This is a genomic window from Rhodococcus sp. IEGM 1341, assembly GCF_030056895.1.
GTDB lineage: Bacteria > Actinomycetota > Actinomycetes > Mycobacteriales > Mycobacteriaceae > Rhodococcoides.
The window spans coordinates 68822-93538 of the sequence record NZ_JASHKV010000013.1; the positions used below are offsets into that span (position 1 = coordinate 68822).

The window sequence follows — 24717 nt, forward strand, 5'->3', positions numbered from 1 at the left end:
CACGGGCGCGTCCGAGATGCTTTCGGGCGGCATGGTGATGGGGGTCGATCGAAAGGGCTCCCGCGGCGGTGCGGGTGTGGCCTCGGTCGCCGCTGCGACAACGACCGGCCCGGATTCAGTGGGCGGCGCTACGTGTTCTTCCGGCACGTCGTCGTCCAGTGGCCGGACGGGTTGCCAGTTGTTCTCGTGCCGATCGGCCATGACCGATTCCCCCCAGTTTGCGTCCCACATCGAAGATCCGAGCTCGGATGTGTCCCCCATCGAGCCGGATCGGACGCTACCAGCTGGACGTCCAGCGTGGAGCTTGTGGAACGACCGACGGTCAGTTCAGTCCCGCGTAGCTGTGCAGTCCCGAGACCACCATGTTGATGATGAAGAGGTTGAAGAGCATGGCGGTGAATCCGGCGATGTTGATCCAGGCGGCGCGGGTGTTGCGCCATCCGGAGGTGGCGCGGGCGTGCAGGTAGGCGGCGTAGATGATCCAGGTGATGAACGACATCGTCTCTTTGGGGTCCCAGCCCCAGAAACGTCCCCAGGCGGCTTCGGCCCAGATTGCGCCGAGGATGACGCCGGCTCCGAAGAGCGGGAAGGCGACGATGGTCGTCTTGTAGGCGAGTCGGTCGAGGGCCTGGGCGTCGGGCAGCTTGGAGGCGAATTTGCCCCAGAAACCGACGCTTTCCTCTCCCAGGGGCTGCTTGATGCGCAGCAGGAACAGCAGGGACGCGACACCGGAGACCAGCAGGATGCCGCTGCCGACACTGACGATGGTGACGTGGATGGGCAGCCAGTACGAGCGCAGCGCGGGGACGACCGGTGCGGCGTCGGCGTAGAGCTTGGTGGCGGCGAAGAACATCAGCACGATGATCGGCGCGAGGACGAACACGAGCATCGGGCGCATCGTCTTCTTGCGCAGCACGATCACCGAGGTGAGGGCTGCGGCTGCGGTGGCCATGGTGACGAACTCGTACATGTTGCCGAGCGGGAATCGGTGGGTGGCGAAGCCGCGGAGCACCACCGAGGCGACGTGCAGTGCGAGAGCCGGGGCGAGCAACGCGAAGCCCATGCCTGCGAGTCGATCGGAGAGCGGTCGCTTCGGCGTTTCGGCGACGCGACCCGGTCGGCTGTCGGCAACGGGGGCACCGGCACCGACGAGTTCCTTGGCCTGGACGGCCGTCGCCTTGGCGGAGGCGTACTGGGCGATGAGCAGGACGAATGCGAGCACGTAGATGGTGAACGCTGATTCGAAGGACCAGTCGCTGTACTGCGAGAGGGTCTCGTTGATCGGCATCGGTCAGTTCTCCTGTTTCGAGGTATCGCCGAGCAGGCGGGTGCACAGGCGGTCGAACTCTTCGCCCCACCCCGCCTGATCGGTGCGTGCAAGTCCGCCGAGGTCTACTACAGTACGTCGTGACTGCGCGTCTGCGGTGAGCCGGACCCAGATTCTGCGACGCTTGATCACCAGTGAGACGAGCAGTCCGCCCATCATCGTCAGTGCGAAGACGAGCACCCAGGTCTGAGCCGGGTCGTGCGAGACCTGAAGGTTGACGAATTCTTCCGCTCCGTCGAACTTGACGACCGTTCCGTCGCTGAGCGTCGCGGACTCTCCCGGCATCAGGTTGACGCGGTCCTGTTTGACCAACCTGCCCTGGGCGATCATTTCCTGATCGAGCGAGAAGATCGACTGCGGCAGTCCGGTGTCGAGTCCGGTGTCGCCCTTGTAGATGTCGATGGCGACGGCGGGGTCGTTCATGGCCGGGAAGCTCGACGACAGCAGGCTGCCGTGGAACGACGCCGTCGGCGCGAACAGTCCCTCGATGGCGATCTGGTTCTTCCGCCGATCCAGGGGGTCGGGATACAGGCCGCCGGGCGGGTCGACGCGTAGCACTCCGCTGGAGAGGAAGGTCGTGGCGTCCGTCGGCTGCCATTGGATGGTGTCGGTGCGGGTTTCCCCGTTCGGGAACGTCACGGTGAAGGTGGGTGCGTAGCCGTGGCCCTGCAGGTAGACGCGATCTCCTGCGACGCGCAACGGGTGGTTGACCTGCAGTTGGTCGTCGCGCCAGACGTTGCTCGCGAGGTCCTGGCCTGCCTGGTACTCGATGTTGGAGGTGAACATCTCGGCCTGGCCGGTGTCGAGGTAGTCGGCTGTGAAGTCCTTGACGCGCACGCACAGTGGTTCGAGGTCGGTGCCGTCGACGAGGTTGCCTGCACGGAACGAGTCGTAGTTGGCCGGGGTCGAGGTGCAGAACCCTGGGCCGTCGTCGGCGATCACGATGCGATTGCCCTCGTAGCCGAGCAGCTTGCCCATGGCGATGGCGGCGAGCAGCCCGACGAGCGAGAGGTGGAAGACGAGGTTGCCGAGTTCGCGAACGTAGCCCTTCTCCGCCGACAGCGTCACTGCTCCGCCGTCCTCGGTTCGCTGGGCGACGCGCCAGCCACGCAACTGGGTGCGCACCTGCGCCGCCATCTCCTCCGGCGTTCCGTCGACCTCGTAGCGGCTGTGGTGCGGCAAGCGGGAGAGGTTGCGGGGCGCGCGAACGGGCTTGGTGCGCAACTGCTTCGCGTGCTCGATGCAGCGCGGCAGGATGCAGCCGATCAGCGAGACGAACAGCAGCGCGTAGATCGCGGTGAACCAGAAGCTGCCGAAGACGTCGAACAGTTCGAGCCTGTCCATGATCGGGCCGAGGGTCGGGCGGTTGGCGATGTACTCGTCGACTTTGCCCGCGTTGAGGCTGCGCTGCGGCACCAGGGCACCGGGCACAGCGGCGAAGGCCAGCAGGAACAGCAGCACCAGCGCGGTTCGCATGCTGGTCAGGCCGCGCCAGGTGTTGCGGACCAGGGCCGCTGCCCGGCCGAGCGGAGACTGCTTGCGAGGAGCCCCGGTGCGCTCTTCGAGGTCGGCGGTCATATCGGCAACACCACATCGGAGACGAAGGCGTCGCGCACCCAACCGACGAACTGATCCCAGGCACCGGTGACCAGTGCGATTCCTACTGCTATCAACATGATTCCGCCGAACACCTGTATCTGTCGTGCATGTGTACGTAGCCAGCCGACGCCGCGCAGCGCGCTGACCGAACCGAACGCGAGGATCACGAACGGTAAGCCGAGACCGAGGCAGTACGCCACGATGAGGACGACGCCGCGCGCTGCCGTCGTACCGTCGGTACCTGCGGCCAAAGAGATGACGCCTGCGAGCGTCGGCCCAAGGCACGGAGTCCATCCGAGTGCGAAGACGCCGCCGAGCAGCGGAGCTCCGGCCAGTGAACCGATCTGCCTCGGCTCGAAGCGCACATCGCGCTGCAGGGCCGGGATCAGTCCGACGAACACCAGGCCCATGGCGATGGTGACGACGCCGCCGATCCGCATGAGCAGTTCGCGGTTGATCGCCAGCACGGAGATCGCTCCGAACACCGATGCGGTGGCGAGAACGAACACGACGGTGAATCCGAGGACGAACAGTCCCGCCGCTCCGGCCACGCGCAACCGGCCGCTGCGCACCTTCGTCTTCACAGCCGCTTCGTCGGCGCTGACGGCCGGGGCGTCGGCCCCGACGACTCCGGCGAGGTACGAGAGGTATCCGGGCACCAGGGGCACCACGCACGGCGACGCGAAGGAGACGAGCCCGGCCAGCAAGCAGGCTCCGAGGGCCAGGATCAGTGGCCCGGAGGCCGCGGCCTCCTGGAAACTCGCGCCGATCCCGGCCAGGTGGGTCACGTTCACTGCTGCACTGGCTCCTCGGCTGCCACGCGTTCGACGACGGGCTGCAGGTCCTCGGCGAGCAGCTCACGCAAGAACACTGCCGCGACGCGATGCTGCCTGTCGAGCACGACGGTCGTCGGAATGACGGAGGTGGGGACGCCGCCGAGCGCGTTCAGGGTGCGCATCGGTGGGTCGTAGATCGAGGCGTAGCTCACGTTGTTGCTGACGACGAAGTCCTGTGCGGCGGTCTGCGACTCGTCGCGCACGTTGATGCCGAGGAACTCGACGCCGAGGGACTTGGTGGCCTCGTAGACGTCTTCCAGGTCGTCGGCCTCACCGCGGCACGGACCGCACCACTGACCCCAGACGTTGAGAACGACGACGTCACCGTCGTAGTCGGACAACGAGGTCGTCTTGCCCTCGGTCATCAGATCCGGCCCGGACAGTTCGCCGATGGTGCCGCGCTCGCTGGGCTCGTAGAAGATGTCGGTCTTGCCGCCGGGTGAGACGAACTGAAAGGTGCCACCCTGCGCCACTGCGTCGGTGCCGGTCGAGCAGCCTGCGACAAGAGCGATCGCAGACGCTGCACAGACGGCGAAGAAGAATCTACGCACCGGAGATCCTCGGATCGGATGCTCCTGCGGGCTCGGAGTAGACGAGGTCCACGAGCTGATCCCCCTCGTAGACGAGCGAGGTCAGCGACGCGAGTCCGCATTGACGATTCCGCGGGTCGTGCCAGAGCCGGTCGCCCTGCAGGAATCGGCGCAGTGTCCACACCGGGAGCTGGTGGCTGACGCAGACGGCCTCGTGCCCGACGGCTTCGACGCGGGCCGCGTTGACGGCGGCGAGCATGCGGTGTGCGATCTGCAGATACGGCTCGCCCCACGACGGGGTGAAGGGATCGCGCAGCTTCCACCAGTGCCTAGGTCGGCGCAGGGCACCGTCGCCGACGGCCACGCGCAGTCCCTCGAACTCGTTGCCTGCTTCGATGAGGTTCTCGTCCTCGGCGATCGTCAGGCCGTGGGCCGCTGCGATCGGCGCCGCGGTCTCCTGCGCACGCAACAACGGCGATGCCACGACGTGGGTGATGTCGTGGCCGGCGAGCGCGTCGGCCACTGCCTTGGCCTGCGACTGACCGGTCACCGAGAGCTTGAAGCCCGGCAACCGCCCGTAGAGGATGCCCTTGGGGTTGTGCACCTCGCCGTGCCGGAGGACGTGCACGATGGTGCGCGTCGTCGAGTGCGGATGTGTTGCGGGGGCCTCGGTCACGTCGGGGTCCTGTTTCTCGCTAGTGGGGAGGAAATCAGTTCGGGGCTGCTGCTGTGGCGGCGGCCTTGGCGGCAGCCGGAGCCGCGTCGGCAATGATCTCGAAGGCTCGGTCGTCGAGGGCAGCGGAGACGAACCAGGCCTCGAATGCGCTCGGCGGCGGGTACACGCCGCGAGAGAGGAAGGCGTGGAAGAACGCCGGGTATCGCCACGTCTGCGCGGCCTTGGCCTGCGCGTAGTCGGTGACGGGTCCATCGGCGAAGAACACACTCACCATAGTGCCCGCGAACTGCACGTGATGGGTGACGCCTTCGGCGGTGAGGGCATCGCCGAGCAGTGTTCCGAGTCGCTGAGAGTTGGTCTGCAGCTTCTCGTAGACGGCTGCGTCGGCCAGTTGCAGGCTCGTCAGTCCGGCAGCGACGGCGACGGGGTTACCGCTGAGCGTCCCCGCCTGGTACACCGGTCCGGCGGGCGCGAGGTAGGCCATCACGTCCGCTCGACCGCCGAATGCGGCGGCCGGCAATCCGCCGGACATGACCTTGCCGAAGGTGTAGAGGTCTCCTGCGATTCCGTCGATGCCGTACCAACCGGAGGCACTGACACGGAATCCGGTCATCACCTCGTCCATGATCAGCAGTGCGCCGTGCTCGGTCGCGAGGCGGCGCAGTCCCTCGTTGAAGCCGGTGACCGGCGGAATCGCTCCCATGTTGCCTGCGGCTGCCTCGGTGATGATGCACGCGATCTGGCCCGGGTTGGCCTCGAAGGCCGCGGTGACGGCGGCGAGGTCGTTGTAGGGAACGACGATGGTGTCCGACGCCTGTGCGCCGGTGACGCCGGGGGAGGTCGGCAGTCCGAGAGTGGCGAGCCCGGAGCCCGCGTCGGCCAGTAGGGCGTCGACGTGGCCGTGGTAGCAACCGGAGAACTTGACGATCTTGGTGCGGCCGGTGAAGCCGCGGGCCAGGCGCACCGCGCTCATGGTGGCCTCTGTGCCCGAATTCACAAGACGAACCTGGTCGACGGGGCCGACGCGACGCACGATTTCCTCGGCGAGTTCGATTTCGCGGAGCGTGGGTGCACCGAACGACAGCCCGGTCGAGGCTGCCTTCTGGACGGCCTCGACGATGGCCGGGTGGGCGTGTCCGTGGATCATCGGGCCCCAGGACGAGATGAGGTCGACGTACGACTTTCCGTCGGCGTCGGTCATCGTGTATCCGCTGGCCTGCGTGATGAAGCGGGGCGTTCCGCCGACCGACGCGAATGCACGTACCGGCGAGTTGACGCCGCCGGGAATGACCGCGCTCGCGCGGGCAAAGAGTTGGGCCGATACGGGGGCGTCGTTGCCGGGGGAAACAGTCACGTCTTCCAGTGTCCCAGGTTCGGCGAAATCACCAACTACAGGGCGTAATAATGCGGTCGACGCCGGCCTCAGTCGTCGTCGGTTTTCTTGTCCTCGGGCATGAACACCATCGCGACCAGGATGATGCCCCAGATGCCGAGGGGCCACAGAGGCCAGTAGGAGGTCGGCTCGCCGTCGGAGATCCATTGAACGGCCCAGATTCCGTTCATGACGATGGCACCACCGAACCACCAGCGCCACTCGTCCAGATACTCACGCCACTCGCTCGTCGTACGATCGACATCCGTTGCCGTCGATTCATCGGGGGCCGGCAAGTCGCGCACGACCTCGGCCAAGTCACTGCGAGTCGTCGACGCCCACACCGCGTCGAGCCTTTGTTCGTACTCGACCAACGTCAAGCGGCCCTCGCTCATCGCCAGGCCGAGTGTGGTCACGACGGCCTCACGTTCGTCGTTGCTCACGCGCAGGTCGGGCTGATTGTTCTTGTCGAGGTTCTTTCCCATGCGCAGCCTCCCGGTACCCGTGTCCGTTTTGTCACCTTAACGGTTGAGCGAGCTACACACCGGGTAGTTGGTTTCGATGACGAACACCGATAGAACGAACACCGACAGCCCCGGGGACGGCGTCACCAAAGTCGCCGAACTGATGTCCCAAGCCGGACTCTGCATGTTCACCACAGTCGGCCGAGACGGCCACCTCATCTCGCGCCCGATGGCATTGCAGGAAGCCGAGTTCGACGGCGACCTGTGGTTCTTCGCCGCCCAGGACTCCCGCAAGGTGCGCGACATCGCCGCGAACCCGACGGTCAACGTCTCGTTCCAGTCCGGTGAGGGCTGGGTGTCGCTGTCCGGTACGGCCGCCGTGGTCGAGAACACCACCAAGGCCGAGGAACTGTGGAACACCCGGGCGGCCGCGTGGTTCGAGAAGAACCCCGATTCGCGCGAGGTCGCCTTGATCCACGTGGCCGCCGAGGGAGCCGAGTTCTGGTCCACCCCCGGGTCGAAGGTGTCGAACCTGTTGGCCTACGCCAAAGCGAAGATCACCAACGAGCGACCGGACCTCGGCGAGCACGAGGTCGTCGAACTGGAGCTACCGCACAATTCGACCGACTAGTTCTGCTGGAGCCGGGCCGCCGGCAGCAGCTTCTCGTTGTCAGTTCGTGCGGTGGTGTCCGTTGTCCCTGCGTGGGTCGACAGTGTCGCGAACCTTTTCCCCGGTGCTACGCGGGTCGGTGCTCGTGTGTGCGGCGGCATCATGAGCAGCGGCGTTTCGTGTCCCGGAGTTGTGCTGGCCCGGGTAGGTCTCGTCGATGTCTGCCCCGCTGTGGTGCGCCTGCTCGTGATCGTCGAGCCGGCCGTTGTTGTCCGTGTGTGCGGCCTTGGCACCCGACCGATGATCGACGTCCGGATCGAGTTCGTTCGCGCGAGCGAACTCGGCGTCCAGCTCATCGCGTGACTGCGCCGCAACACCCTGATGAGAGTGAGCCTGCTGCGCAAGCTTGTCGGCCTCGGCCGCTTTGACATCTGCTTCGGCCTGGGCCCGGCGCGCCTTGGCCTCGCTCTCCCTGGCCAGCAGTTCGCGCTCTTCGACGATTGCGGCCTCGTCGGCCGCCTTTTCGCGAATCTCGTTCGCTTCCAGCCTCTTGCGTTCCTTGCCCTTACGCGCCACGACGACGGCGAGGGCAACAACCACGAGTACGACGACTACTGCAACGATGATCCATACGGTGGTGCTCATTGGCGGACTCCCATGTTCTCTACTACCGGACCGGCAGTAGATCTATGCCGGGTACCCGAGTAAAGAGTCGACAAACTCACCGAAGGCACCGACGGCCAGGGCTTCGAAGTCACGTGATTCGAGCAAGCCCGCTCCTTCCGGGATGCACGCGGTCAGCCCGATCCCCGTCACGAGTGGCAACTCGTTGCGGTTGACCCGAGCGGCCAGGCTCGGTGCGGCGGGCCACGACCCGATCACCAGACCTGCGCAGTCGACGCCGGCCACCCGCGCTGCCGCAATGGTCAGGACGCTGTGGTTGAGCGTTCCCAGCTCCGCACCGGCCACGACCACGATCGGCGCAGACACGGCCCCGGCGATGTCGAGCACGGTGAACCCTTCTGCGCCCAGACGCACCGCGACGCCGCCAGCACCTTCGACCAGCACGAGGTCGTGGGCCGCGTCGAGCGCGCGCACAGCGTCGACCACAGCGTCGAGTTCGAGCATCGGCCTGCCAGATCGGCGGGCCGCGACGTCCGGGGCCAGCGGCTCGGGGTACCGAGCCAGCTCCACTCCCCGGACACCCGAAAGTCGTTGCACCACATCGACATCGGCTTCGTCCGGGTAGTCGCCTCCGACGCCGGTCTGCGCCGGCTTGCACACTGCGACGGACCGCCCGCCTGCCCGTGCTGCCGCCGCGAGTGCGGCGGTGATCACGGTCTTACCGACGCCGGTCGACGTTCCGGTCACGAGCAGAACCGTCACCACAGAACCGCCGCATTCAACACCGCGCTATTCAACACCGCCGCGAGGACCGACGCGGCCCGGTCGACATCGGCGTCGGTGAGATCGGCGCGCGCGGTCAGTCGGAGTCGAGATCCGTCGGCCGGAACCGACGGTGGCCGGAAGCATCCGACGCGAACACCGAGCTCGAGGCAGTCCCCCGCCGCGCGCACTGCCCGCTGTGCGTCGCCCAGGACCACCGGAACCACCGCCGATTCGGTCGGTTCGACGCCCGCTGCGGCGGCCAGTTGTGTTGCTCGCACGCCGATGGAATGCACCCGGTCGGGTTCGGCGCGCAGGACGGTCAGCGCGGCCGATGCCGCGCCGACGGAGGCAGGAGCGAGGCCGGTGTCGAACACGAACGTGCGCGCACCGTGCAGCACCTGCGTGCGAACCGCTGCCGGCCCGAGCACCACTCCACCCTGTGATCCGAGGGCCTTGGACAGCGTTGCGGTGATCACCAGGTCGGGCGCTCCGGCGAGGCCTGCTTCGTGGACGGCTCCGCGGCCGCCGTGCCCGCGTACGCCCAGTCCGTGCGCTTCGTCGACCACGAGCACCGCGTTCCGTCTCCGGCACACCGCGTACAGCTCGGTCAGTGGCGCGAGATCGCCGTCGGCGCTGAACACCGAGTCGGTCACCACGAGGGCCCGCTGTTCGGCACGCTCCCGCAACAGCTCGTCGACGTGGTCGGTGTCGCAATGCCGAGCGACGGCCACCCGTGCCCGCGACAGGCGGCAGGCATCGATGAGCGAGGCGTGCGACGCGGCGTCGGAGATCACCAGCGCGTCTCGGCCCGCCAGCGCCGTCACGATTCCGAGGTTGGCGGTGTAGCCGGAGGAGAACACCAGTCCGGCCTCTGCTCCGACGAACTCCGCGAGTTCGTCCTCGAGGCGCTCGTGTGCCGTCGTCGTGCCGGTGACCAGCCGCGATCCCGTGGATCCGCCACCCCACCGGCGCGCAGCAGCGCAGGCTCCGTCGATGACGGCCGGATGCCTGGACAGGCCGAGGTAGTCGTTCGACGCCAGATCGAGGATCGCGTCCTCGGCGGTGCGGGCGATCACGTTGCGCTCGAGGCCGGCCGCGCGTCGAGCGTGCGCGGTGGCGTCGAGCCAATCCAGAGCGGTCATGGCAGCGACCATACTTGAACGCCGTTCAAGTATGGTCGCGCGCCACCGCCACCATGGCGTCGGCGATGGCCGTCACCTCCGCATCGGTGCAGATGAACGGCGGCATCGCGTACACCAGACGGCCGAACGGCCGCAGCCACACTCCCGCGTCGACGGCCGCTGCCGTGGCCCGGGCCATGTCCACCGGACGGTGCATCTCGACCACGCCGATGCCGCCGAGAACGCGAACGTCGGCGACTCCGGGCAGGGACCGGGCCGGCGCGAGGCCGTCGGCCAACCCCGCTGCCAGGGCGGCGACCTCGGTGCGCCAGTCACGCGAGAGCAACAGTTCCACCGAGGCCACCGCGATCGCGCAGGCCAGTGGATTCCCCATGAACGTCGGCCCGTGCATCAGACCTCCGGCCTCGCCGCCCGAGACCGTTTCGGCCACCTCGGTGGTGCACAGCGTGGCCGCCAGGGTCACATATCCGCCGGTCAATGCCTTGCCGATACACATGATGTCGGGCGCGACACCTGCGTGATCGGCTGCGAACAACTCCCCGGTTCGACCGAAGCCGGTTGCGATCTCGTCGAAGATCAGCAGGACGCCGTACTCGTCGGCCAAGCGGCGTAGTTCCAGCAGGTAGCGCGCGTCGTGGAACCGCATCCCGCCGGCGCCCTGCACGATCGGCTCGACGATGATCGCCGCCAGTTCGCTCGCGTGTTCGCTCAGTACCCGCTCGAATTCGGCCACGTAGCCGGCTTCGAACTCCGCGGGCGGAGCCGGAGCGAACACCTGCTTCGCCAGCACATCGGTCCACAGCGTGTGCATCCCGCCATCCGGGTCGCACACGCTCATCGGAGCGAACGTGTCTCCGTGGTATCCGCCGCGCCAGGTCAACAGCCGAGTGCGACCGTTCTCGCCGCGCCCACGCCAGTACTGCAGCGCCATCTTCACCGCGACCTCCACCGAGACCGATCCGGAATCGGCGAGGAACACCTTGTCGAGCCCCGCGGGGGTGATGTCGACCAACAACTCGGCCAACCTGGCCGCCGGAGCGTGCGTCAGTCCACCGAACATGACGTGGCTCATCCGGCCCAGCTGATCGTGCGCGGCGGCGTCGAGCACCGGGTGGCGGTAGCCGTGCACCGCCGCCCACCACGAGCTCATGCCGTCGATGAGTTGCCTGCCGTCGGCCAACGTCAGCCGCACTCCCGACGCACTGTCGACCACCAGTGTCGTCGTAGTCGCCGGAAACCGGCTGTACGGGTGCCAGAGGTGATCGGAGTCGATTCGACGAACGTCTTCGGAAGTCAGCACGCCAGAGCACACTGCCACAGCGCCCGACCAGCCGTCCCGAGACTGGAGGGGTGGCGAAATGTCCGAATCCATTAGCATCGCAGCATGACGACGCGCACCGTGACGAGACTCGTAGGGGTGGTCGTGGCCGCAACTCTGACCCTTACCGCCTGCGGGGGCACGTCCGCAGCGCCCGCGCCCACCACGACCGCTCCGGACTTCGCCGTCGACACCTCCACTCCCGTCGGCGCACTCAACGACCGCATCCTGCGGTGGATCAACGCCGAGGAGGCGCCCGACCCCGCCGAGGTCGACGCCGTCACCGGCCCCGAGCTGGCCGAGGCCGTCGCACCGCTGGGTGGGCTCGCCGGACCACTCGAGCAGTTGCGCGCCGGTGCGCCGAACGTCGCCACGGGCTTCGAGCCCGGACCGAACTCCGGCGTCCTGCGCTTCACCACCGCGGGCATCCCGGCCACGATCACGACGTCGATCGGTGCGGACGGCAAGCTCGACGGCTTCCTGGCCCGGCCGGACACCCCTACGATCTCGTCGTTCGACGATCTCGACGAGGCACTGTCGAAGGTGGCTCCGAACTATTCCTACAGCGCGTCACGGCTCAACGGCGATGACTGCGAGTCGATCTACTCCGCCAATGCGGACTCGGTGCTTCCCCTCGGATCGGTGTTCAAGCTGTACGTCCTCGGCGCGCTCACCGACGAGATCGAGGCAGGCACCGTCCGCTGGGACGAGCAGCTCACCGTTCGTGATGCCACCAAGAGCGCGCCGTCCGGCGAACTGCAGAATCTGCCCGACGGCACGACAGTGTCGGTCCGCGACGCGGCCGAGAAGATGATCTCGTTGTCCGACAACACCGCAACGGATCTGTTGATGGATCACCTCGGCCGCGAGCGGGTCGAACGCCAGCTCTCCATCATGGGCCACCACGATCCGTCGGTGATGACACCGATGATGGACACTCGGCAGTTCTTCGTCATCGGATTCGGGGATCCCGACATGCGTGCCGAGTGGGCCGAGGCCGACCCCGATACCCGGGCCGAGCTGCTCGAGCAGGCGGACGCGAGGCCGCTCGAGATCGACTTCGAAAACTTCCTGGACAACCCGGCGTCGGCCGACGGGGTCGAGTGGTTCGCCAACGCGCAGGACGTCTGTGCCGCGATGGGTTACCTGGCGACGAGCGATTCGGCCGAGGAGAACCGTCGCATCCTGGCGATCACCCCGGGTGTGCAGCTCGACCCGGCACTGTGGCCGTACTCGGGGTTCAAGGGCGGCAGCGCGCCCGGCGATCTGGCGGGCGCGTTCCTGGCCACCGATGCCTCCGGTCAGGACTGGATCGTGACCGAGCAGTTCCGGGCCGACGGCGCGATCGATCTGATCCCGTCCAGCTACGCGTTTCTCGTTGCCCAGCAGGCTTTCGCGCTGATGAAGTGAGTGGGATTTGTAACATCGGTGTTACTGCTGCATTACACTCGCGGTCGTGGAGGCACAACACGAACCAGCCCGGTACGCGTGGCCGGAGGGCTTCAAGGAGTTCCTGGTCGGTGAGTTCACCGACTTCAGTCCCCTGGTGAACAGGGCTCTCGAGGACAACTGTGCGGCTCTGTTCCACGACGGTCCGTACGCGAAATCGGGCTTCTGGCGGACCTGCCGGGCAGTGTTCCGAGAATTCGTCTGGCCGGTCTGACTTTCCGGCCTTCACGGGCCGCCACAAAAGGTTACCGTCGAGTATGGCAACCACAACGGATCACCTTCGGAACACTCTGGACGGCCGCTGGCGAGATGTGAAGAACCAGGCGCGTCAGCAACTTGCACGCGACGAGTTCCGTCCGCACTACACCCCGAACACCGTCATCGCCCGCACCAAGGCAATGGAGCAGCTCAAGTTGCTCGCCGCGGCCGGTGCAGCCGACAACGGCTTCAAGAAGGAACACGGCGGCACCGGCGACGTCGGCGCAGCGGTGACGATGATCGAGATGCTCGCGATGAGTGATCTCTCGCTGATGGTCAAGGCCGGCGTCCAGTGGGGGCTGTTCGGCGGTGCCATCGAGAATCTCGGCACCGAACGCCACCACGAGGCGTACGTCCCCAAGATCATCGGTCTCGATCTGCTCGGCTGCTTCGCCATGACCGAGACCGGACACGGCAGCGACGTGCAGTCGCTCGAGACCACGGCCACGTACGACCCGAAGACGGACGAGTTCGTCATCAACTCTCCGACGCCGTCCTCGCGTAAGGACTACATCGGCGGTGCCGCCGAAACCGCGACCGTCGCCGCCGTGTTCGCCCAGCTCATCACCGCAGGTCCGGGCGAGGAGCCCGAAGGCCACGGCGTGCACTGCTTCTTCGTTCCGCTCCGCGACGAGAACGGTGACGATCTGCCCGGCGTCACCACCTCGGACTGTCAGTACAAGGGTGGCCTCCCCGGAGTCGACAACGGCCGCCTCATGTTCGATCACGTCCGCATCCCACGAGACAACTTGCTCAACAAGTACGCCGACGTGTCCGACGACGGTACGTACTCCTCCCCCATCGAGAACAAGTCTCGACGGTTCTTCACGATGCTCGGCACGTTGATCCGCGGTCGCGTCACGGTCGGCGGCAGTGCCGCTGCGGCGGCCCGCGTCGCTCTCGACATCGCCACGCGATACGCATTGCAGCGCAGGCAGTTCGCCGCGCCCGATTCCGATCAGGAGGTCCTGATCATGGACTACCTGGTGCATCAGCGTCGACTGTTCCCGCTCATCGCGAAGTCCTACGCCCTGCAGTTCGCGCAGAACGAGCTCGTGTCGAAGATGCACGAGCTGCAGACCGCGGACAACCCGGACGCCGAGGAGCAGCGCGAGCTCGAGTCCAGGGCCGCGGGCCTCAAGGCCGCGAACACCTGGCATGCGACCGCCGCGATCCAGGAGGCCCGCGAAGCATGTGGCGGCGCAGGGTATCTCGCCGAGAACCGGCTGATCTCGCTCAAAGCCGACACGGATGTGTTCACCACGTTCGAGGGCGACAACCATGTGCTGACACAGCTGGTCGCCAAGGAGCTGCTCACCGCGTACGCCGACGACGTCAAGTCCATGAGCCCGGTCGAGTGGGTCAAGTTCGCCGCCGACATGGTGGGCGACCGCGTCGTCAAACGCACTGCGGCCCAAGCGATCATGCAGACCATCCTCGATCGGCGCCAGGACAACGAGGAGGAGGGCTCGCTGTTCAACCGCGGCACCCAGGTCAAGATGTTCGAAGATCGTGAGGAGTACCTGCTCTCCACCGTCGCCCGCCGGCTGCAGTCCAAGTCCAAGGAGACAAGCCCGTTCGAGGCGTTCAACGCGGTGCAGGATCACGTTCTGCATGCCGCGAGCGCACACATCGATCGGATCATCTTCGAGGCATTCATCGCCGGCATCGAATCCTGCGAGGACCCCACCACCAAGGATCTGCTCGACGAGGTCTGCGACCTCTACGCGCTGTCGGTGATCGAGGCGGACAAGGCGTGGTACATCGAGCACCGCTACCTGTCCACCGAGCGATCCAAGGCGGTCACCCGTGCCATCAACGAGCGGTGCCGCACACTGCGTCCGCACGCCGAACTGCTCGTCGACGGCTTCGGAATACCCGACGAGTTGGTCGGTGCCGCGATGCTCGGTGAGCCGGGTGCGGGAACCGAGGAAGAGCCGGCCGCGAACCCCAGCCACGCGCACTGACGCGTAGCGGGGTTCAGCCGGGAACTATCGCGAAAACCCGGCAGGGACCGCCGGTCGCGCCCGCGTGCTTCGGTGCGCCGACGACGACCGTCGCCCCTGCCGGGGGCACCGCATCCAGATTCGCCAGTGCCTCGACTCCGTATCGACCTGCCCCGAGAACTGCTGTGTGCGCCGGGTATTCGCGGTCGTTCATCCGGTCGAGGCTCAGTGTGTCGACCCCGATTCCGACGATGTTGCGCTCGCGCACCAGCATCTGCGCCGCGTCACCGCCGAAGCCGGGTGCCGCTCGCTCGGCCAGCCTGTTCTGCCACCGGCTGTGCATCACCACCAAGGCGCGGTCGGGTATTCGGCCGTGCTCGCGCTCCCACTGCGCGATGTCCTCGGTCCTCACCACGGCCTCGGGGTCCGACGCGGCCCGTGCCGAGATGTCCACCACGACCAGCGGGGCGATCAAATCCTCCAGGGGCAGGATGTCGGCCGTCGCGCCGCCGCGAATGCGGTGCGCCGGGGCATCGATGTGAGTGCCCGTGTGCTCCCAGTACGAGAGCTTGTTCACCAGGAAGCCGCCCAACTCGTAGGCGGCGACCGGCCGCATCGCAAACGGTTCGCTGCCCGGCCACACCGGGAACGTCGGGCTCAGGGTGTGGGTCAGGTCGATCAGTCGCCCCGCCGGAAGCGCCGACGCCACGACAGGTTCGGCGCGCACCGCTCCGGCCGTCGCAACGGTCAACGCAGCGGCCCCCAACGACCCGAACAGTGCCCTACGTCCGATTCTGCGGTGAACCGTCTCGATGACCTCGGGGCCGCACATCAGTCGGCAGCGGGGGTGACGAGCAGAACCTTGTCGTCCGATCCGTTGTCGGTGGTCAGCAGGAATGCGCCGTCGTCGCCGAAGCTGGTGAGCGAGCGCAGTCGACCGTACGTACCCACCAGGGCGTCGGCCTCGTCGACGTACTCCGTGCCGTCCTCGGAGAGCTTGAGAAACAGGAGCTTCTCGTCCTGTTGACTCGAGATCACCGCGGCCCCGTTCCAGGAACCCCATCCCGGTCCGTTCGCAAAGGTCAGACCGGGCGTCGCGATGGCGGGGCTACCCGAGCTCCACACTGCAGCGAGTGCTCCGGGCACGCGGGTGGGATCGGTCATCGGTACCGATTCGTCGTAGATGAACGGGAGTCGATCGGGACGGTATCCGTAGTTGCCGCCGGGCACCAGCATGTTCAGCTCGTCGTCTCGGGAGGTGCCCTGCTCCACCTCGTAGATCTGACCGGTGCCGGGCCGAATCGCCAACCCCTGTACGTTCCGATGCCCCAGGGTGAAGATGCGATCCGGTGAACCCGCCGCGGCGGAACCGTCGGCGTTGATGTGCAGAACCTTGCCGCCCAACGAGTTCCGATCCTGCGGAACCGTCGGCGACGCCGTGTCTCCGGTGCCGACGTACAGGGTGCCGTCGGGGTGAGCCAGAATTCGGCAGCCACCGTGGCGACCGCCGTCGGCGACGGGAATATCGTCGACGAGGGTGCCGGTGCGCGTCAGAGCCGTCCACCCCGGGTCCACGGTCCACGAGAGCACGGCGATGTGGTTGTCGCTGCCACCGCCCGCACTTCCGGTTCCGGCGCTACCGGTGCCGCCACCGCCGCCCTGAACGCCCTGGCACGTGTAGATCGTTCTGGAGGCGGCGAAATCCGTCGCGAGAGCGATGCCCATGAGGCCCGTCTCGCCGGACGCGTACAGGTCGTCGAGGTCCGCGGCGAGCTCGCGGGTGGCACCGCCGACGTCGCGGATCACGAACCGCCCCGAGCGCTCTCCCGTCAGAACCGTTCCGTCCGGCGCGACGACTGCATCCCACGGCTTCGCGAGTCCGTCGAGCACGGTGGTGACCGTCAGATCGGGGAGCGGATCGGCCTGCGCCGTCGCGGTAGTCGTACCGGCAAGCGTCAGGAAGACGCTGGCAGCTATTACTCCGGAACTGGACACCAGCTTGTTCATCCACACTCCTGACGACGATCCGCGACCGGCCCGATATGACCGGTATCACATGATCTTAAACACACTCTTCAGGCGGCTCGCCGACTCACGACGCAATTCGTTGCCCGGGGTTCAGCCGACCTCGGGCGTGACGAGCAGTACCTGATCGTCGGATCCGTTGTCGGTGGTGAGCAGGAAGCCGCCGTCGCTTCCGAAGGGGGTGAGCGAACGCAGCCTGCCGTAGGTGCCTTCCAGCGCCTCCGCTTCCGCGACGTACTCGGTTCCGTCCTCCGACAAAGCCAGGAAGACGAGCTTCTCGCCCTGCTGACTCGAGATCACCGCGGCACCGTTCCAGGACCCCCACTGCTCCCCGTCGGCGAACGTGACGTCGGGGGTGGCGATGGTCGGATCACCCGAACTCCACACTGCGGGCAGGGCACCGGGAACCCGATCGGGGTCGGTCATGGGAACCGACTCGTCGTAGACCGACGACCGTCGATCGGGGCGATAGCCGTAGTTGCCGCCCGGCACCAACAGGTTCAGCTCGTCGTCGCGGCTCGTCCCCTGCTCGACCTCGAAGATCTGATCGGTTCCGGGACGGATCGCCAGTCCCTGCACATTGCGATGACCGAGAGTGAAGATGCGATCCGGTGCATCAGCTGCGGCGGTGCCGTCTGCGTTGACGTGTAACACCTTGCCGCCCAGCGAGTTTCGATCCTGAGGAACACTGGGGCTGGCAGTGTCCCCGGTGCCGATGTACAGCGTGCCGTCGGGATGAGCCAGGATGCGGCAGCCACCGTGACGCCCGCCGTCTGCGACGGGAATGTCGTCGACGAGGGTTCCGGTGCGCGTCAGAGCCGTCCACTCCGGGTCCACGGTCCACGACATCACGCCGATGTTGTTACCTGCGTCGCCGCGCACACCCTGACAGGTGTAGATCGTTCGCGACGCGGCGAAATCGGTAGCCAGTGCGATTCCCATGAGTCCGGTCTCACCGGCGGCGTAGAGGTCGTCGAGGTCCGCGTTCAGTTCGCGCTGGACTCCCGCGGAGTCGCGGATGACGAACCGGCCGGAGCGCTCTCCGGTCAGCACCGTGCCATCGGGAGCGACCACCACGTCCCACGGTTTGTCGAGGCCGTCGAGCACGGTGGTGACCGACAGGTTCGGCAGCGGTTCGGTAGGTGCGGCCGAGGAGGGAGCAGAGTCGGAAACAGAGCCCTGCGACGACGAGGTCGCGGACGACTCGGTGGGCTCTGCGCCCCCGCCCTCTTCGGTGGCGTCCGCCGAACAGGCCGCTACCAGGGCGACGCTCATGGCGATGACCGCTGCGCCGGTGACCGGTTTCTTCACGAGCGCTCCTGACGAATTTCGGTGAGTCCCATTTTTCCGTTATTACCGTTTTCGCGACTTCCGAACCACCGACCGAGCGGGGTCGTGTTCAGGACACCAGTCGATACCCGGCTTCGGCGACAGCGGCGTCCACCGTCGCGGTATCGAGCGCCGAATCACTGCTCACCACGACCGCACCGGAATCCACATCGACGTCGACGCCGGTGACTCCCGAGATCTCCGATACTTCTTCTCGCACCGACGCTGCGCAATGCCCGCACGTCATGCCCTCGACCGAATATGTCGTCTGCATCTGGCTTTTCTCCTCTTCCGTCAGGAACGAACCAGGCGCGCGATGGCCTCGGAGGCCTCTTTCACTTTCGCGTCCGCCTCGGGTCCGCCGTGTTTCGCGGCCTCCACGACGCATCCCGCGAGGTGGGCGTCGAGCAGCTTCAACGAGACCGACTGCAGCGCCTTGGTCACCGCGGACACCTGGGTGAGGACGTCGATGCAATAGCGGTCGTCTGCGACCATTCTCGATATCCCGGCCACTTGACCCTCGATACGGCGCAATCGCTTCAGCAGATCGTCCTGCTCGGCACTGTAGCTGCTCATAACGCCCAGCATACCCCTACCCGGTAGGGGGTGCACCTCTCGACAGGAGTCGACGCACGCCGTCGACCACGAGCAGTGCGGCCACGGTGACGATCAGGGCGGCGAGCGCGATCCAGGACCCCGAGTAGAACGTTCCCGAATACGCCGGGGACACATCGGGAACCGCGGGAAACTCGGTGGTGCGCACCCCTGCGTTCCAGCACGCCACAGCTCCGATCACCGCGAGCAGAGCCAACACCAGCTCCGCCCACCCGAGGGACTTCCTCACAGGTACTCCCGCTTCGCCGTTTCCAGCGCCGCACGCAACCCGTCGTCGTCCTTCGCCCACGCCTGCACCAGTCCGCCGCCCACCAGACGCAGGCCGATGCCGTGTCGCTTGCGCGGGACACCCGACAGCTCCCCGAGTACCCGCGCGGTCTCCCACCTCTTCGGCTCGTAGTCACCGTCGGCGTACTCGGCCGGGGGCAGTATGTCGTCTATCTCGACCAGGTCGACGGTCTCGGTTCCCTGACGCAGCCGTCGCGTGGTGAGTTCGACGCTGACGTGCATCCGCGCGGCGCGGAGCTGGACGTACGTGAGACCGACGAGGATCAGCGAGAACAGCGCGAGGGCGAACCAGTGGATCACCGGTCCGGATGCGAGTTCGACCGCGAGCACCACCAGGCAGAACACCGGTCCCCACGCCAGCATGCGCCATCGCCCACCGGGCTCGTGGAAGAGCACGGGGTCGTCGGTGGGGGTCTCGCCACTCATCTCACTGCTCACGGACGAACCACTCCCGCGCCGACGGCCGGTAGACCAGAACTGCTGCGACCACCAACGCGACGGTGATCACCAGCAGCACGAACGGAAACACCAGCGCGGCGAACGTCAGCAGCAGCGCAACGGCTCCGGACAGCGCTACCAGGGCGCGTCGGAACCTGCGGTCGCCGCCGCGGACCGGGCCCGACATCAGACCGACGGCCAGCCCGACCACGCCGAAGATCACGCCGAGGCCACGAAAGACCGTCAGGAAGGAATCGATCTGCTCGTCCGTCGCACCGCCGGTGGTGAACGATGCGCGGATCTGGTCGGCGGGAAGCGTCAGGGCGATCATGCACACGACGATGAGCAGCACCGCCGAGGCCAACCACAGCCAGTAGGCGGCGGAAACCACTCGGGGCCGGGCGATCGGTGCGTCGGTGTCTGCGCTCACGCCAGACATCCTGCCACCGCGGGCGAGCTGCGCGTTCGGCCGGCAGAGATTCTTTCGCCGACGCGGCACTCAGCCTGCAGAAATTCCCAGCGCCATGATCGCGATGGCGGCCGAGACGGCGAGCAGCAACCCGAGCAGGGCCCAGCCGGGGCGACCGCTCTCGGCGGGACAGGGCTCGCGATCGACGGCCGGTGCTGCGGTCGGCTGCGTGATACTCGCTGCTGCAGGGGTGTGCTCTGCCATGTCGGTTCCGATCACTCGAGAAGATATCGAGAGTGATGCTAGTCACACAGCTGGTGCCGCAGCCTCGAACACGCCCGAAACTAGCGTTTTCCCGAAGCGACGAAGTATTCGTTGGATTCCCGACGGTGCATCAGGTAGATCGCCCCGGCGGCCAACACTCCCTGGCCGATGCCGAGCACACTCATCACGATGTTCATCGCGCCTGCGCTCGACGCAATGGCGAACAGTTCGAGGATCATGGTGAACACGGTGAACGATCCGATGATGGTGAGCAGCATGCGCGCCCACATCTTGCCCGCGCGCATCCGCTTGACCCAGAACAGGAACAACGCTCCGAAACCGAGTACGACGAACACCGTGACGACGAGCATCACCGTCACCATCGACTGCGTGGACTCCACCGTCATGTCGGCGGCCGCGTCCTGCGCTGCGAGGTCGTCGAGCAGGGACTGCGCGAATTCCTCGCGCGCCCCGAACAGCGTCCACACCGAGAACAGCGCCGAGAGCGCCCCGATCAGCGCCACTCCCCACCACAGGTGGCGTGCGGTCTCGACGTCGACGGGGGCCGGACGTGGGGTCGGCGGGGGTTCCGGTCCTGACTGCGGGAACCCGTGCTCGAGCTCCCAGCGCTGCCAATCCGGCTGCGGCGGTGGGTTGCCCGGCGTGTTGCTGTCGGGGTTGTTGCCGTCCGGGTTGTTGTTCGGAGGAAATTCGTTCACAACCAGCCCGCCACTTCGGTAGCCCAATAGGTCAGTACGACATCGGCACCGGCGCGCCGGATACCGACGAGCGATTCCAGTACTGCTGCGTCGCGGTCGATCCACCCGTTCTGAGCGGCGGCGGTGATCATGGCATATTCCCCGGAGATCTGATACGCCGCAACCGGAACCGGTGACATCTCGGCGACGTCGCGAAGAATATCGAGATACGACATCGCCGGCTTGACCATCACCATGTCGGCACCCTCGGCGAGATCGAGCTCCACCTCGTGGGTGGCCTCGCGGCGGTTCGCTGCGTCCTGCTGGTACGTCCGGCGATCACCCTGCAACGAGGACCCCACTGCTTCGCGGAACGGGCCGTAGAAGGCCGACGCGTATTTTGCCGAGTACGCCAGCTGACCGACCTCGACGTGGCCGGCAGCGTCGAGTCCGGCGCGGATGGCTCCGACCTGACCGTCCATCATTCCGCTCGGTCCGAGCAGGTGCGCACCCGACTCCGCCTGCGCGACGGCCATGTCCACGTAGCGCAGCAGGGTGGCGTCGTTGTCGATGGAACCGTTCTCCCCCAGGACTCCGCAGTGCCCGTGCGAGGTGAACTCGTCCAGGCAGGTATCGGCCATGATGACCGTCGAATCCCCGAGGTCGCCCTTCAGCCGCGCCAGCCCCCGATTGAGAATTCCGTCCGGGTCGGTTGCACCCGAGCCGGTCTCGTCCTTGTCCTCGGGCCTCGGTACTCCGAACAGCATGACGCCGCCGACGCCTGCCGTAACGGCCTCGGCGGCCGCAGCGCTCAGCGAATCCAACGTGTGTTGGTACACCCCGGGCATCGAGCTGATCGCCCGAGGCTCGGTGATGCCGTCGGCCACGAACATCGGCAGCACCAGATGCCGTGCCTCGAGCGATGTCTCGGCCACGAGCCGACGCAGTGCCGGGGTACGGCGCAGGCGTCGGGGACGGTCGGTGGGGAACAAGCGAACTCCTTACGGACCGGGTGTGCCGATCGTGAGATCCGCAGCCGAGTTACCGGCGGCGCGACTTCTTGCGCGGTGGTGGCAGTGCGCCCTCGGCCCGCAGGCGAGCCGCGTGCTCGGCGAGAGCCTCGACCAGCGGTCCGACCTGTGCCGATTCGGGCTGCACGTCCACGCGCAGACCGAACTCGACGGCCGTCTCGGCGGTCTTGGGGCCGATGCACGCCACCAGTGTGCGCGCGTGCGGCTTTCCGGCGATGCCGACCAGGTTCCGGACGGTGGAACTCGACGTGAAGCACACTGCGTCGAACCCGCCGGTCTTGATCATCTCGCGGGTCTCGGCGGGGGGCGGTGCTGCCCGGACGGTGCGGTACGCGGTGACGTCGTCGATCTCCCAGCCCCGCTCGCGCAGGCCCTCGGCGAGAGTCTCGGTGGCGATGTCGGCGCGCGGCAGAAGAACTCGGTTGACCGGATCGAAGACCTCGTCGTACGGCGGGAAGTCCTCGAGCAGTCCGAGCGAGCTCTGCTCACCCGACGGCACCAGTTCGGGGTTGATGCCGAACGAACGCACCTTCGCCGCGGTTGCCTCGCCGACACAGGCGATCTTGACGCCGGAGAACGCACGAGCGTCCAGACCGAACTCCTCGAACTTCTCCCACACGGCGCGAACGGCGTTGGTGGAGGTGAAGACGACCCACTGGTAGCGGCCGTCGACCAGGCCCTTGACGGACCGTTCCATCTGGGCCGGGCTGCGCGGGGGCTCGACGGCAATGGTCGGGACCTCGATGGGGATGGCTCCGTGGGTGACGAGTCGATCGCTCATCTCCCCTGCCTGATCCTTGGTGCGCGGCACCAGCACGGTCCAGCCGTACAGTGCGCGAGATTCCCACCAGGACATCTTGTTTCGGCCCGAGACGACCTTGCCGACGGTGACGACGAGCGATCCGACGAGCTCGGATCCGGCGTCGTTGAGGGTGGCGAGGGTGGCCTCGACGGTGCGCTGCTGACGGGTGGTGCCGCGGACGGTGATGGCCGCGGGCGTCTGCGGTGCCAGGCCGTGTTCGACGAGGGCACTGGCGGTTTCGGCCAGGTGGCCCGAAGTTGCGTGCAGTACCAGCGGGCCCGGAGCAGCAGCGAGTGCTGCCCAGTCGACCTCGCCCCGGACGTCGGCCTCGGTGTGACCCGAGCCGAGTGCCATGCCGGCGTAGCTGGGGACGGCCGATCCCGACGGCAGGCCGGGGAGCACCTCGAACGGCACGTGCGTGCGAGCGACGGCGCTGACCTCGGCGATCACCGAGTCGGTCGTGAGCGGATCACCGGAGACAAGGCGAACCACGTCGTGGCCGTTCTTGGCTTCGGCCAGAAGGGTTTTGGCGACCTCGGCCGGTTCGCCGAGTGCCGGACGAACCTCGACACCGTTCTCGCCCGTCTCCGGGTCACGCGGAACGTCGGCACCGACCAGGGCGGTGACTCCCTTGTCGACGTCGGGATCGGTGAATGCGAGCTCGGCCGCTCCGAGCACTTCCCGTGCCCGGACCGTGAGCAGAGCCGGGTCACCCGGCCCGGATCCCACGAACAGGATCCGTCCGTTGGTGTTCTTGCGGACTGGGCTCATCGGTTGTTCTCCAGTGCTGTCTTGTGTGGGTACTGCAGTTCTATCGGGGTTGCGGTGCCCCGTTTCGGAATCAGTCGAGCGGTGGCGATCGACTCTCTTCGCACCACCGGACGGGTCGCCTTGCGTTTGGCGCGTCCGCGGACGGGTGCCGTTATGGCCCTAGACATGAGATCCACCCTGTACCTGAGAACCGGCCTGTGCTGGTTCGGTGACTGAAACGAGTTCGCGCGCACCGAGATCGAGCAGTTCGCGGGCCAATTCCCGGCCCAGCTCCTCGGCTCGGTCGGGTGATCCGACGATCGACGCGCGGATGGTGTCACTGCCGTCGATGGCGGCGACGCAGCCCCGCAAGGACAGTTCGTCGAAGATGCGGCCGTCCTCGTCGATGGATTCGACGACCTCTGCGATCGCGCCGACCGGAGCGGTGCAGCCGGCTTCGAGTTCTGCGAGCAGCCCGCGTTCGGCTGCCACCGCGGCGCGTGAGTGGGCGTCGTCGAGGGTGGCGATGGCGGTCGCGAGATCGGTGTCCTCGACGCGACATTCGACTGCGAGCGCACCCTGGGCGGGTGCCGGGAGCAACTGAACCGGGTCGAGTGCTTCGGTGACGACGTCGAGTCGGCCGATGCGGGACAGTCCGGCGCGGGCGACGATGACGGCGTCGAGCTCTCCCGACGCGACCTTTCCGATCCGCGTGTCGAGGTTGCCGCGCAGCGGACGGACGTCCAGTCCCTGTCCGAGAGCTCGCAATTGAGCGATACGGCGCGGGGCGGACGTGCCGACCTTCGCGTCGGCAGGCAACTCACCGAGTACCAGTCCGTCACGGGCGACCAGGGCGTCGCGCGGGTCCTCGCGAGCCGGGATGGCGGCGATGGTGAACCGCTCGTCGGCCGCCGTCGGCAGATCCTTGTACGAGTGCACGGCGATGTCGACGGTGCCGTCGGCCAGCGCCTCACGCAGCGCCGCGGTGAAGACACCGACGCCGATTGTCTGTACGGGAGCAGCAGACAGGTCGCCGGCAGTCTTGACGATGACCAGTTCCGCTTCGATTCCGGCTGCCGCGAGGGCCACCCGAACGGTGTCGGCCTGGGTGGTCGCCAGAAGGCTTCCGCGAGTACCGATCTTGACGATGCC

Annotated in this window: 29 protein-coding genes; 4 read left to right on the forward strand and 25 right to left on the reverse strand. The window is 66.9% G+C overall.

Annotated features, from left to right (window positions below; all coding sequences use genetic code 11):
- Positions 1–322 precede the first annotated feature (322 nt).
- From ccsB to QM615_RS21195, 7 genes are all read right to left on the reverse strand, one after another.
- A complete protein-coding gene (gene ccsB / locus QM615_RS21165) occupies positions 323–1288 on the reverse strand; it encodes a c-type cytochrome biogenesis protein CcsB (protein WP_149406669.1) in 966 nt (321 codons plus the stop codon).
- A 3-nt stretch (positions 1289–1291) separates the two neighbouring features.
- Positions 1292–2905: a cytochrome c biogenesis protein ResB gene (resB, locus tag QM615_RS21170; protein ID WP_149406668.1), complete on the reverse strand. Its 1614-nt coding sequence runs from the start codon at positions 2903–2905 to the stop codon at positions 1292–1294.
- Positions 2902–3720, reverse strand: coding sequence for a cytochrome c biogenesis CcdA family protein (locus tag QM615_RS21175; protein ID WP_410482244.1), 819 nt, complete (start codon positions 3718–3720; stop codon positions 2902–2904). The genes resB and QM615_RS21175 overlap by 4 nt, the downstream gene beginning before the upstream one ends.
- Positions 3717–4313, reverse strand: a complete 597-nt coding sequence (locus QM615_RS21180; protein ID WP_149406667.1) for a TlpA disulfide reductase family protein — start codon at positions 4311–4313, stop codon at positions 3717–3719. Before QM615_RS21180 ends, QM615_RS21175 begins: the two co-directional genes overlap by 4 nt.
- Positions 4306–4968, reverse strand: coding sequence for a histidine phosphatase family protein (locus QM615_RS21185; protein ID WP_149406666.1), 663 nt, complete (start codon positions 4966–4968; stop codon positions 4306–4308). The genes QM615_RS21180 and QM615_RS21185 overlap by 8 nt, the downstream gene beginning before the upstream one ends.
- A gap of 34 nt (positions 4969–5002) precedes the next feature.
- Entirely contained in the window at positions 5003–6322 is a 1320-nt protein-coding gene (gene hemL / locus QM615_RS21190; protein WP_149406665.1) for a glutamate-1-semialdehyde 2,1-aminomutase, read from the reverse strand.
- Positions 6323–6390: 68 nt separating this feature from the next.
- A complete protein-coding gene (locus QM615_RS21195; RefSeq protein ID WP_149406664.1) occupies positions 6391–6825 on the reverse strand; it encodes a DUF1707 SHOCT-like domain-containing protein in 435 nt (144 codons plus the stop codon).
- 76 nt (positions 6826–6901) lie between these two features.
- Between QM615_RS21195 and QM615_RS21200 the strand changes: the two genes are divergently transcribed.
- The gene (locus tag QM615_RS21200; RefSeq protein ID WP_149406663.1) at positions 6902–7435 is read left to right on the forward strand and encodes a pyridoxamine 5'-phosphate oxidase family protein; all 534 of its coding nucleotides are present in this window, start codon (positions 6902–6904) and stop codon (positions 7433–7435) included.
- 39 nt (positions 7436–7474) lie between these two features.
- Here QM615_RS21200 and QM615_RS21205 read toward each other — a convergent pair whose 3' ends face one another.
- The 4 genes from QM615_RS21205 to QM615_RS21220 are packed head-to-tail and all read right to left on the reverse strand — an operon-like array spanning position 7475 to position 11245.
- Complete coding sequence (locus tag QM615_RS21205; protein ID WP_149406662.1) at positions 7475–8059, reverse strand: cell envelope integrity protein TolA; 585 nt, start codon at positions 8057–8059, stop codon at positions 7475–7477.
- A gap of 42 nt (positions 8060–8101) precedes the next feature.
- A complete protein-coding gene (bioD, locus tag QM615_RS21210; protein ID WP_149406661.1) occupies positions 8102–8800 on the reverse strand; it encodes a dethiobiotin synthase in 699 nt (232 codons plus the stop codon).
- A complete protein-coding gene (locus QM615_RS21215) occupies positions 8797–9945 on the reverse strand; it encodes an 8-amino-7-oxononanoate synthase (protein ID WP_410482243.1) in 1149 nt (382 codons plus the stop codon). Before QM615_RS21215 ends, bioD begins: the two co-directional genes overlap by 4 nt.
- Positions 9946–9970: 25 nt before the next feature.
- Positions 9971–11245 carry an adenosylmethionine--8-amino-7-oxononanoate transaminase gene (locus QM615_RS21220; protein WP_397485722.1) on the reverse strand — a complete coding sequence of 425 codons (1275 nt, stop codon included), beginning with the start codon at positions 11243–11245 and terminating at the stop codon, positions 9971–9973.
- An 84-nt stretch (positions 11246–11329) separates the two neighbouring features.
- Between QM615_RS21220 and QM615_RS21225 the strand changes: the two genes are divergently transcribed.
- From QM615_RS21225 to QM615_RS21235, 3 genes are read left to right on the forward strand one after another with little or no spacing between them, the layout of a single operon-like run.
- Positions 11330–12673 carry a serine hydrolase gene (locus QM615_RS21225; protein ID WP_121873455.1) on the forward strand — a complete coding sequence of 448 codons (1344 nt, stop codon included), beginning with the start codon at positions 11330–11332 and terminating at the stop codon, positions 12671–12673.
- Positions 12674–12719: 46 nt separating this feature from the next.
- Entirely contained in the window at positions 12720–12926 is a 207-nt protein-coding gene (locus tag QM615_RS21230) for an inositol 2-dehydrogenase (protein ID WP_121873456.1), read from the forward strand.
- A 43-nt stretch (positions 12927–12969) separates the two neighbouring features.
- Positions 12970–14937, forward strand: a complete 1968-nt coding sequence (locus tag QM615_RS21235; protein ID WP_149406659.1) for an acyl-CoA dehydrogenase family protein — start codon at positions 12970–12972, stop codon at positions 14935–14937.
- A gap of 13 nt (positions 14938–14950) precedes the next feature.
- On the opposite strand, the gene QM615_RS21240 is transcribed toward QM615_RS21235, so the two are convergent.
- From QM615_RS21240 to hemC, 14 genes are all read right to left on the reverse strand, one after another.
- Entirely contained in the window at positions 14951–15748 is a 798-nt protein-coding gene (locus QM615_RS21240) for a cyclase family protein (protein WP_149406658.1), read from the reverse strand.
- Complete coding sequence (locus tag QM615_RS21245; RefSeq protein WP_149406657.1) at positions 15748–16923, reverse strand: PQQ-dependent sugar dehydrogenase; 1176 nt, start codon at positions 16921–16923, stop codon at positions 15748–15750. Before QM615_RS21245 ends, QM615_RS21240 begins: the two co-directional genes overlap by 1 nt.
- Before the next feature lie 111 nt (positions 16924–17034).
- Positions 17035–18252: a PQQ-dependent sugar dehydrogenase gene (locus tag QM615_RS21250; protein WP_262498463.1), complete on the reverse strand. Its 1218-nt coding sequence runs from the start codon at positions 18250–18252 to the stop codon at positions 17035–17037.
- An 88-nt stretch (positions 18253–18340) separates the two neighbouring features.
- Entirely contained in the window at positions 18341–18544 is a 204-nt protein-coding gene (locus QM615_RS21255) for a heavy-metal-associated domain-containing protein (RefSeq protein WP_149406656.1), read from the reverse strand.
- 20 nt (positions 18545–18564) lie between these two features.
- Complete coding sequence (locus tag QM615_RS21260) at positions 18565–18846, reverse strand: metal-sensitive transcriptional regulator (protein ID WP_032393890.1); 282 nt, start codon at positions 18844–18846, stop codon at positions 18565–18567.
- A gap of 16 nt (positions 18847–18862) precedes the next feature.
- Positions 18863–19114: a hypothetical protein gene (locus QM615_RS21265; protein ID WP_262498462.1), complete on the reverse strand. Its 252-nt coding sequence runs from the start codon at positions 19112–19114 to the stop codon at positions 18863–18865.
- Entirely contained in the window at positions 19111–19599 is a 489-nt protein-coding gene (gene mce1N, locus QM615_RS21270; RefSeq protein WP_149406654.1) for a transport-regulating membrane protein Mce1N, read from the reverse strand. Before mce1N ends, QM615_RS21265 begins: the two co-directional genes overlap by 4 nt.
- Before the next feature lies 1 nt (position 19600).
- Complete coding sequence (locus tag QM615_RS21275; protein ID WP_082323454.1) at positions 19601–20041, reverse strand: hypothetical protein; 441 nt, start codon at positions 20039–20041, stop codon at positions 19601–19603.
- Positions 20042–20110: 69 nt separating this feature from the next.
- The gene (locus tag QM615_RS21280) at positions 20111–20284 is read right to left on the reverse strand and encodes a hypothetical protein (RefSeq protein WP_155290783.1); all 174 of its coding nucleotides are present in this window, start codon (positions 20282–20284) and stop codon (positions 20111–20113) included.
- An 80-nt stretch (positions 20285–20364) separates the two neighbouring features.
- On the reverse strand, positions 20365–21003 hold the full coding sequence (locus tag QM615_RS21285; protein ID WP_149406653.1) for a hypothetical protein: 639 nt from the start codon (positions 21001–21003) through the stop codon (positions 20365–20367).
- Positions 21000–21974 (reverse strand): porphobilinogen synthase, encoded by a 975-nt coding sequence (gene hemB, locus QM615_RS21290; protein ID WP_121873464.1) that lies wholly within the window; start codon positions 21972–21974, stop codon positions 21000–21002. Before hemB ends, QM615_RS21285 begins: the two co-directional genes overlap by 4 nt.
- A 49-nt stretch (positions 21975–22023) precedes the next feature.
- A complete protein-coding gene (locus QM615_RS21295; RefSeq protein WP_068046447.1) occupies positions 22024–23586 on the reverse strand; it encodes a bifunctional uroporphyrinogen-III C-methyltransferase/uroporphyrinogen-III synthase in 1563 nt (520 codons plus the stop codon).
- Positions 23583–23753 carry a hypothetical protein gene (locus QM615_RS21300; RefSeq protein WP_156516050.1) on the reverse strand — a complete coding sequence of 57 codons (171 nt, stop codon included), beginning with the start codon at positions 23751–23753 and terminating at the stop codon, positions 23583–23585. Before QM615_RS21300 ends, QM615_RS21295 begins: the two co-directional genes overlap by 4 nt.
- Positions 23746–24714 carry a hydroxymethylbilane synthase gene (hemC, locus tag QM615_RS21305; RefSeq protein ID WP_121873624.1) on the reverse strand — a complete coding sequence of 323 codons (969 nt, stop codon included), beginning with the start codon at positions 24712–24714 and terminating at the stop codon, positions 23746–23748. The genes QM615_RS21300 and hemC overlap by 8 nt, the downstream gene beginning before the upstream one ends.
- Between the last annotated feature and the right edge of the window lie 3 nt (positions 24715–24717).

What these genes read in the sequence shown, in the direction of transcription:
- QM615_RS21215 (WP_410482243.1), bottom strand. Translation starts at nt 9,945, where the DNA reads ATGACCGCTCTGGATTGGCTCGACGCCACCGCGCACGCTCGACGCGCG.
- QM615_RS21295 (WP_068046447.1), bottom strand. Translation starts at nt 23,586, where the DNA reads ATGAGCCCAGTCCGCAAGAACACCAACGGACGGATCCTGTTCGTGGGA.
- QM615_RS21240 (WP_149406658.1), bottom strand. Translation starts at nt 15,748, where the DNA reads ATGTGCGGCCCCGAGGTCATCGAGACGGTTCACCGCAGAATCGGACGT.
- mce1N (WP_149406654.1), bottom strand. Translation starts at nt 19,599, where the DNA reads ATGAGTGGCGAGACCCCCACCGACGACCCCGTGCTCTTCCACGAGCCC.
- QM615_RS21225 (WP_121873455.1), top strand. Translation starts at nt 11,330, where the DNA reads ATGACGACGCGCACCGTGACGAGACTCGTAGGGGTGGTCGTGGCCGCA.
- ccsB (WP_149406669.1), bottom strand. Translation starts at nt 1,288, where the DNA reads ATGCCGATCAACGAGACCCTCTCGCAGTACAGCGACTGGTCCTTCGAA.
- resB (WP_149406668.1), bottom strand. Translation starts at nt 2,905, where the DNA reads ATGACCGCCGACCTCGAAGAGCGCACCGGGGCTCCTCGCAAGCAGTCT.
- QM615_RS21255 (WP_149406656.1), bottom strand. Translation starts at nt 18,544, where the DNA reads ATGCAGACGACATATTCGGTCGAGGGCATGACGTGCGGGCATTGCGCA.
- QM615_RS21235 (WP_149406659.1), top strand. Translation starts at nt 12,970, where the DNA reads ATGGCAACCACAACGGATCACCTTCGGAACACTCTGGACGGCCGCTGG.
- QM615_RS21200 (WP_149406663.1), top strand. Translation starts at nt 6,902, where the DNA reads ATGACGAACACCGATAGAACGAACACCGACAGCCCCGGGGACGGCGTC.
- QM615_RS21205 (WP_149406662.1), bottom strand. Translation starts at nt 8,059, where the DNA reads ATGAGCACCACCGTATGGATCATCGTTGCAGTAGTCGTCGTACTCGTG.
- QM615_RS21195 (WP_149406664.1), bottom strand. Translation starts at nt 6,825, where the DNA reads ATGGGAAAGAACCTCGACAAGAACAATCAGCCCGACCTGCGCGTGAGC.
- QM615_RS21280 (WP_155290783.1), bottom strand. Translation starts at nt 20,284, where the DNA reads ATGGCAGAGCACACCCCTGCAGCAGCGAGTATCACGCAGCCGACCGCA.
- QM615_RS21300 (WP_156516050.1), bottom strand. Translation starts at nt 23,753, where the DNA reads ATGTCTAGGGCCATAACGGCACCCGTCCGCGGACGCGCCAAACGCAAG.
- QM615_RS21260 (WP_032393890.1), bottom strand. Translation starts at nt 18,846, where the DNA reads ATGAGCAGCTACAGTGCCGAGCAGGACGATCTGCTGAAGCGATTGCGC.
- QM615_RS21245 (WP_149406657.1), bottom strand. Translation starts at nt 16,923, where the DNA reads ATGAACAAGCTGGTGTCCAGTTCCGGAGTAATAGCTGCCAGCGTCTTC.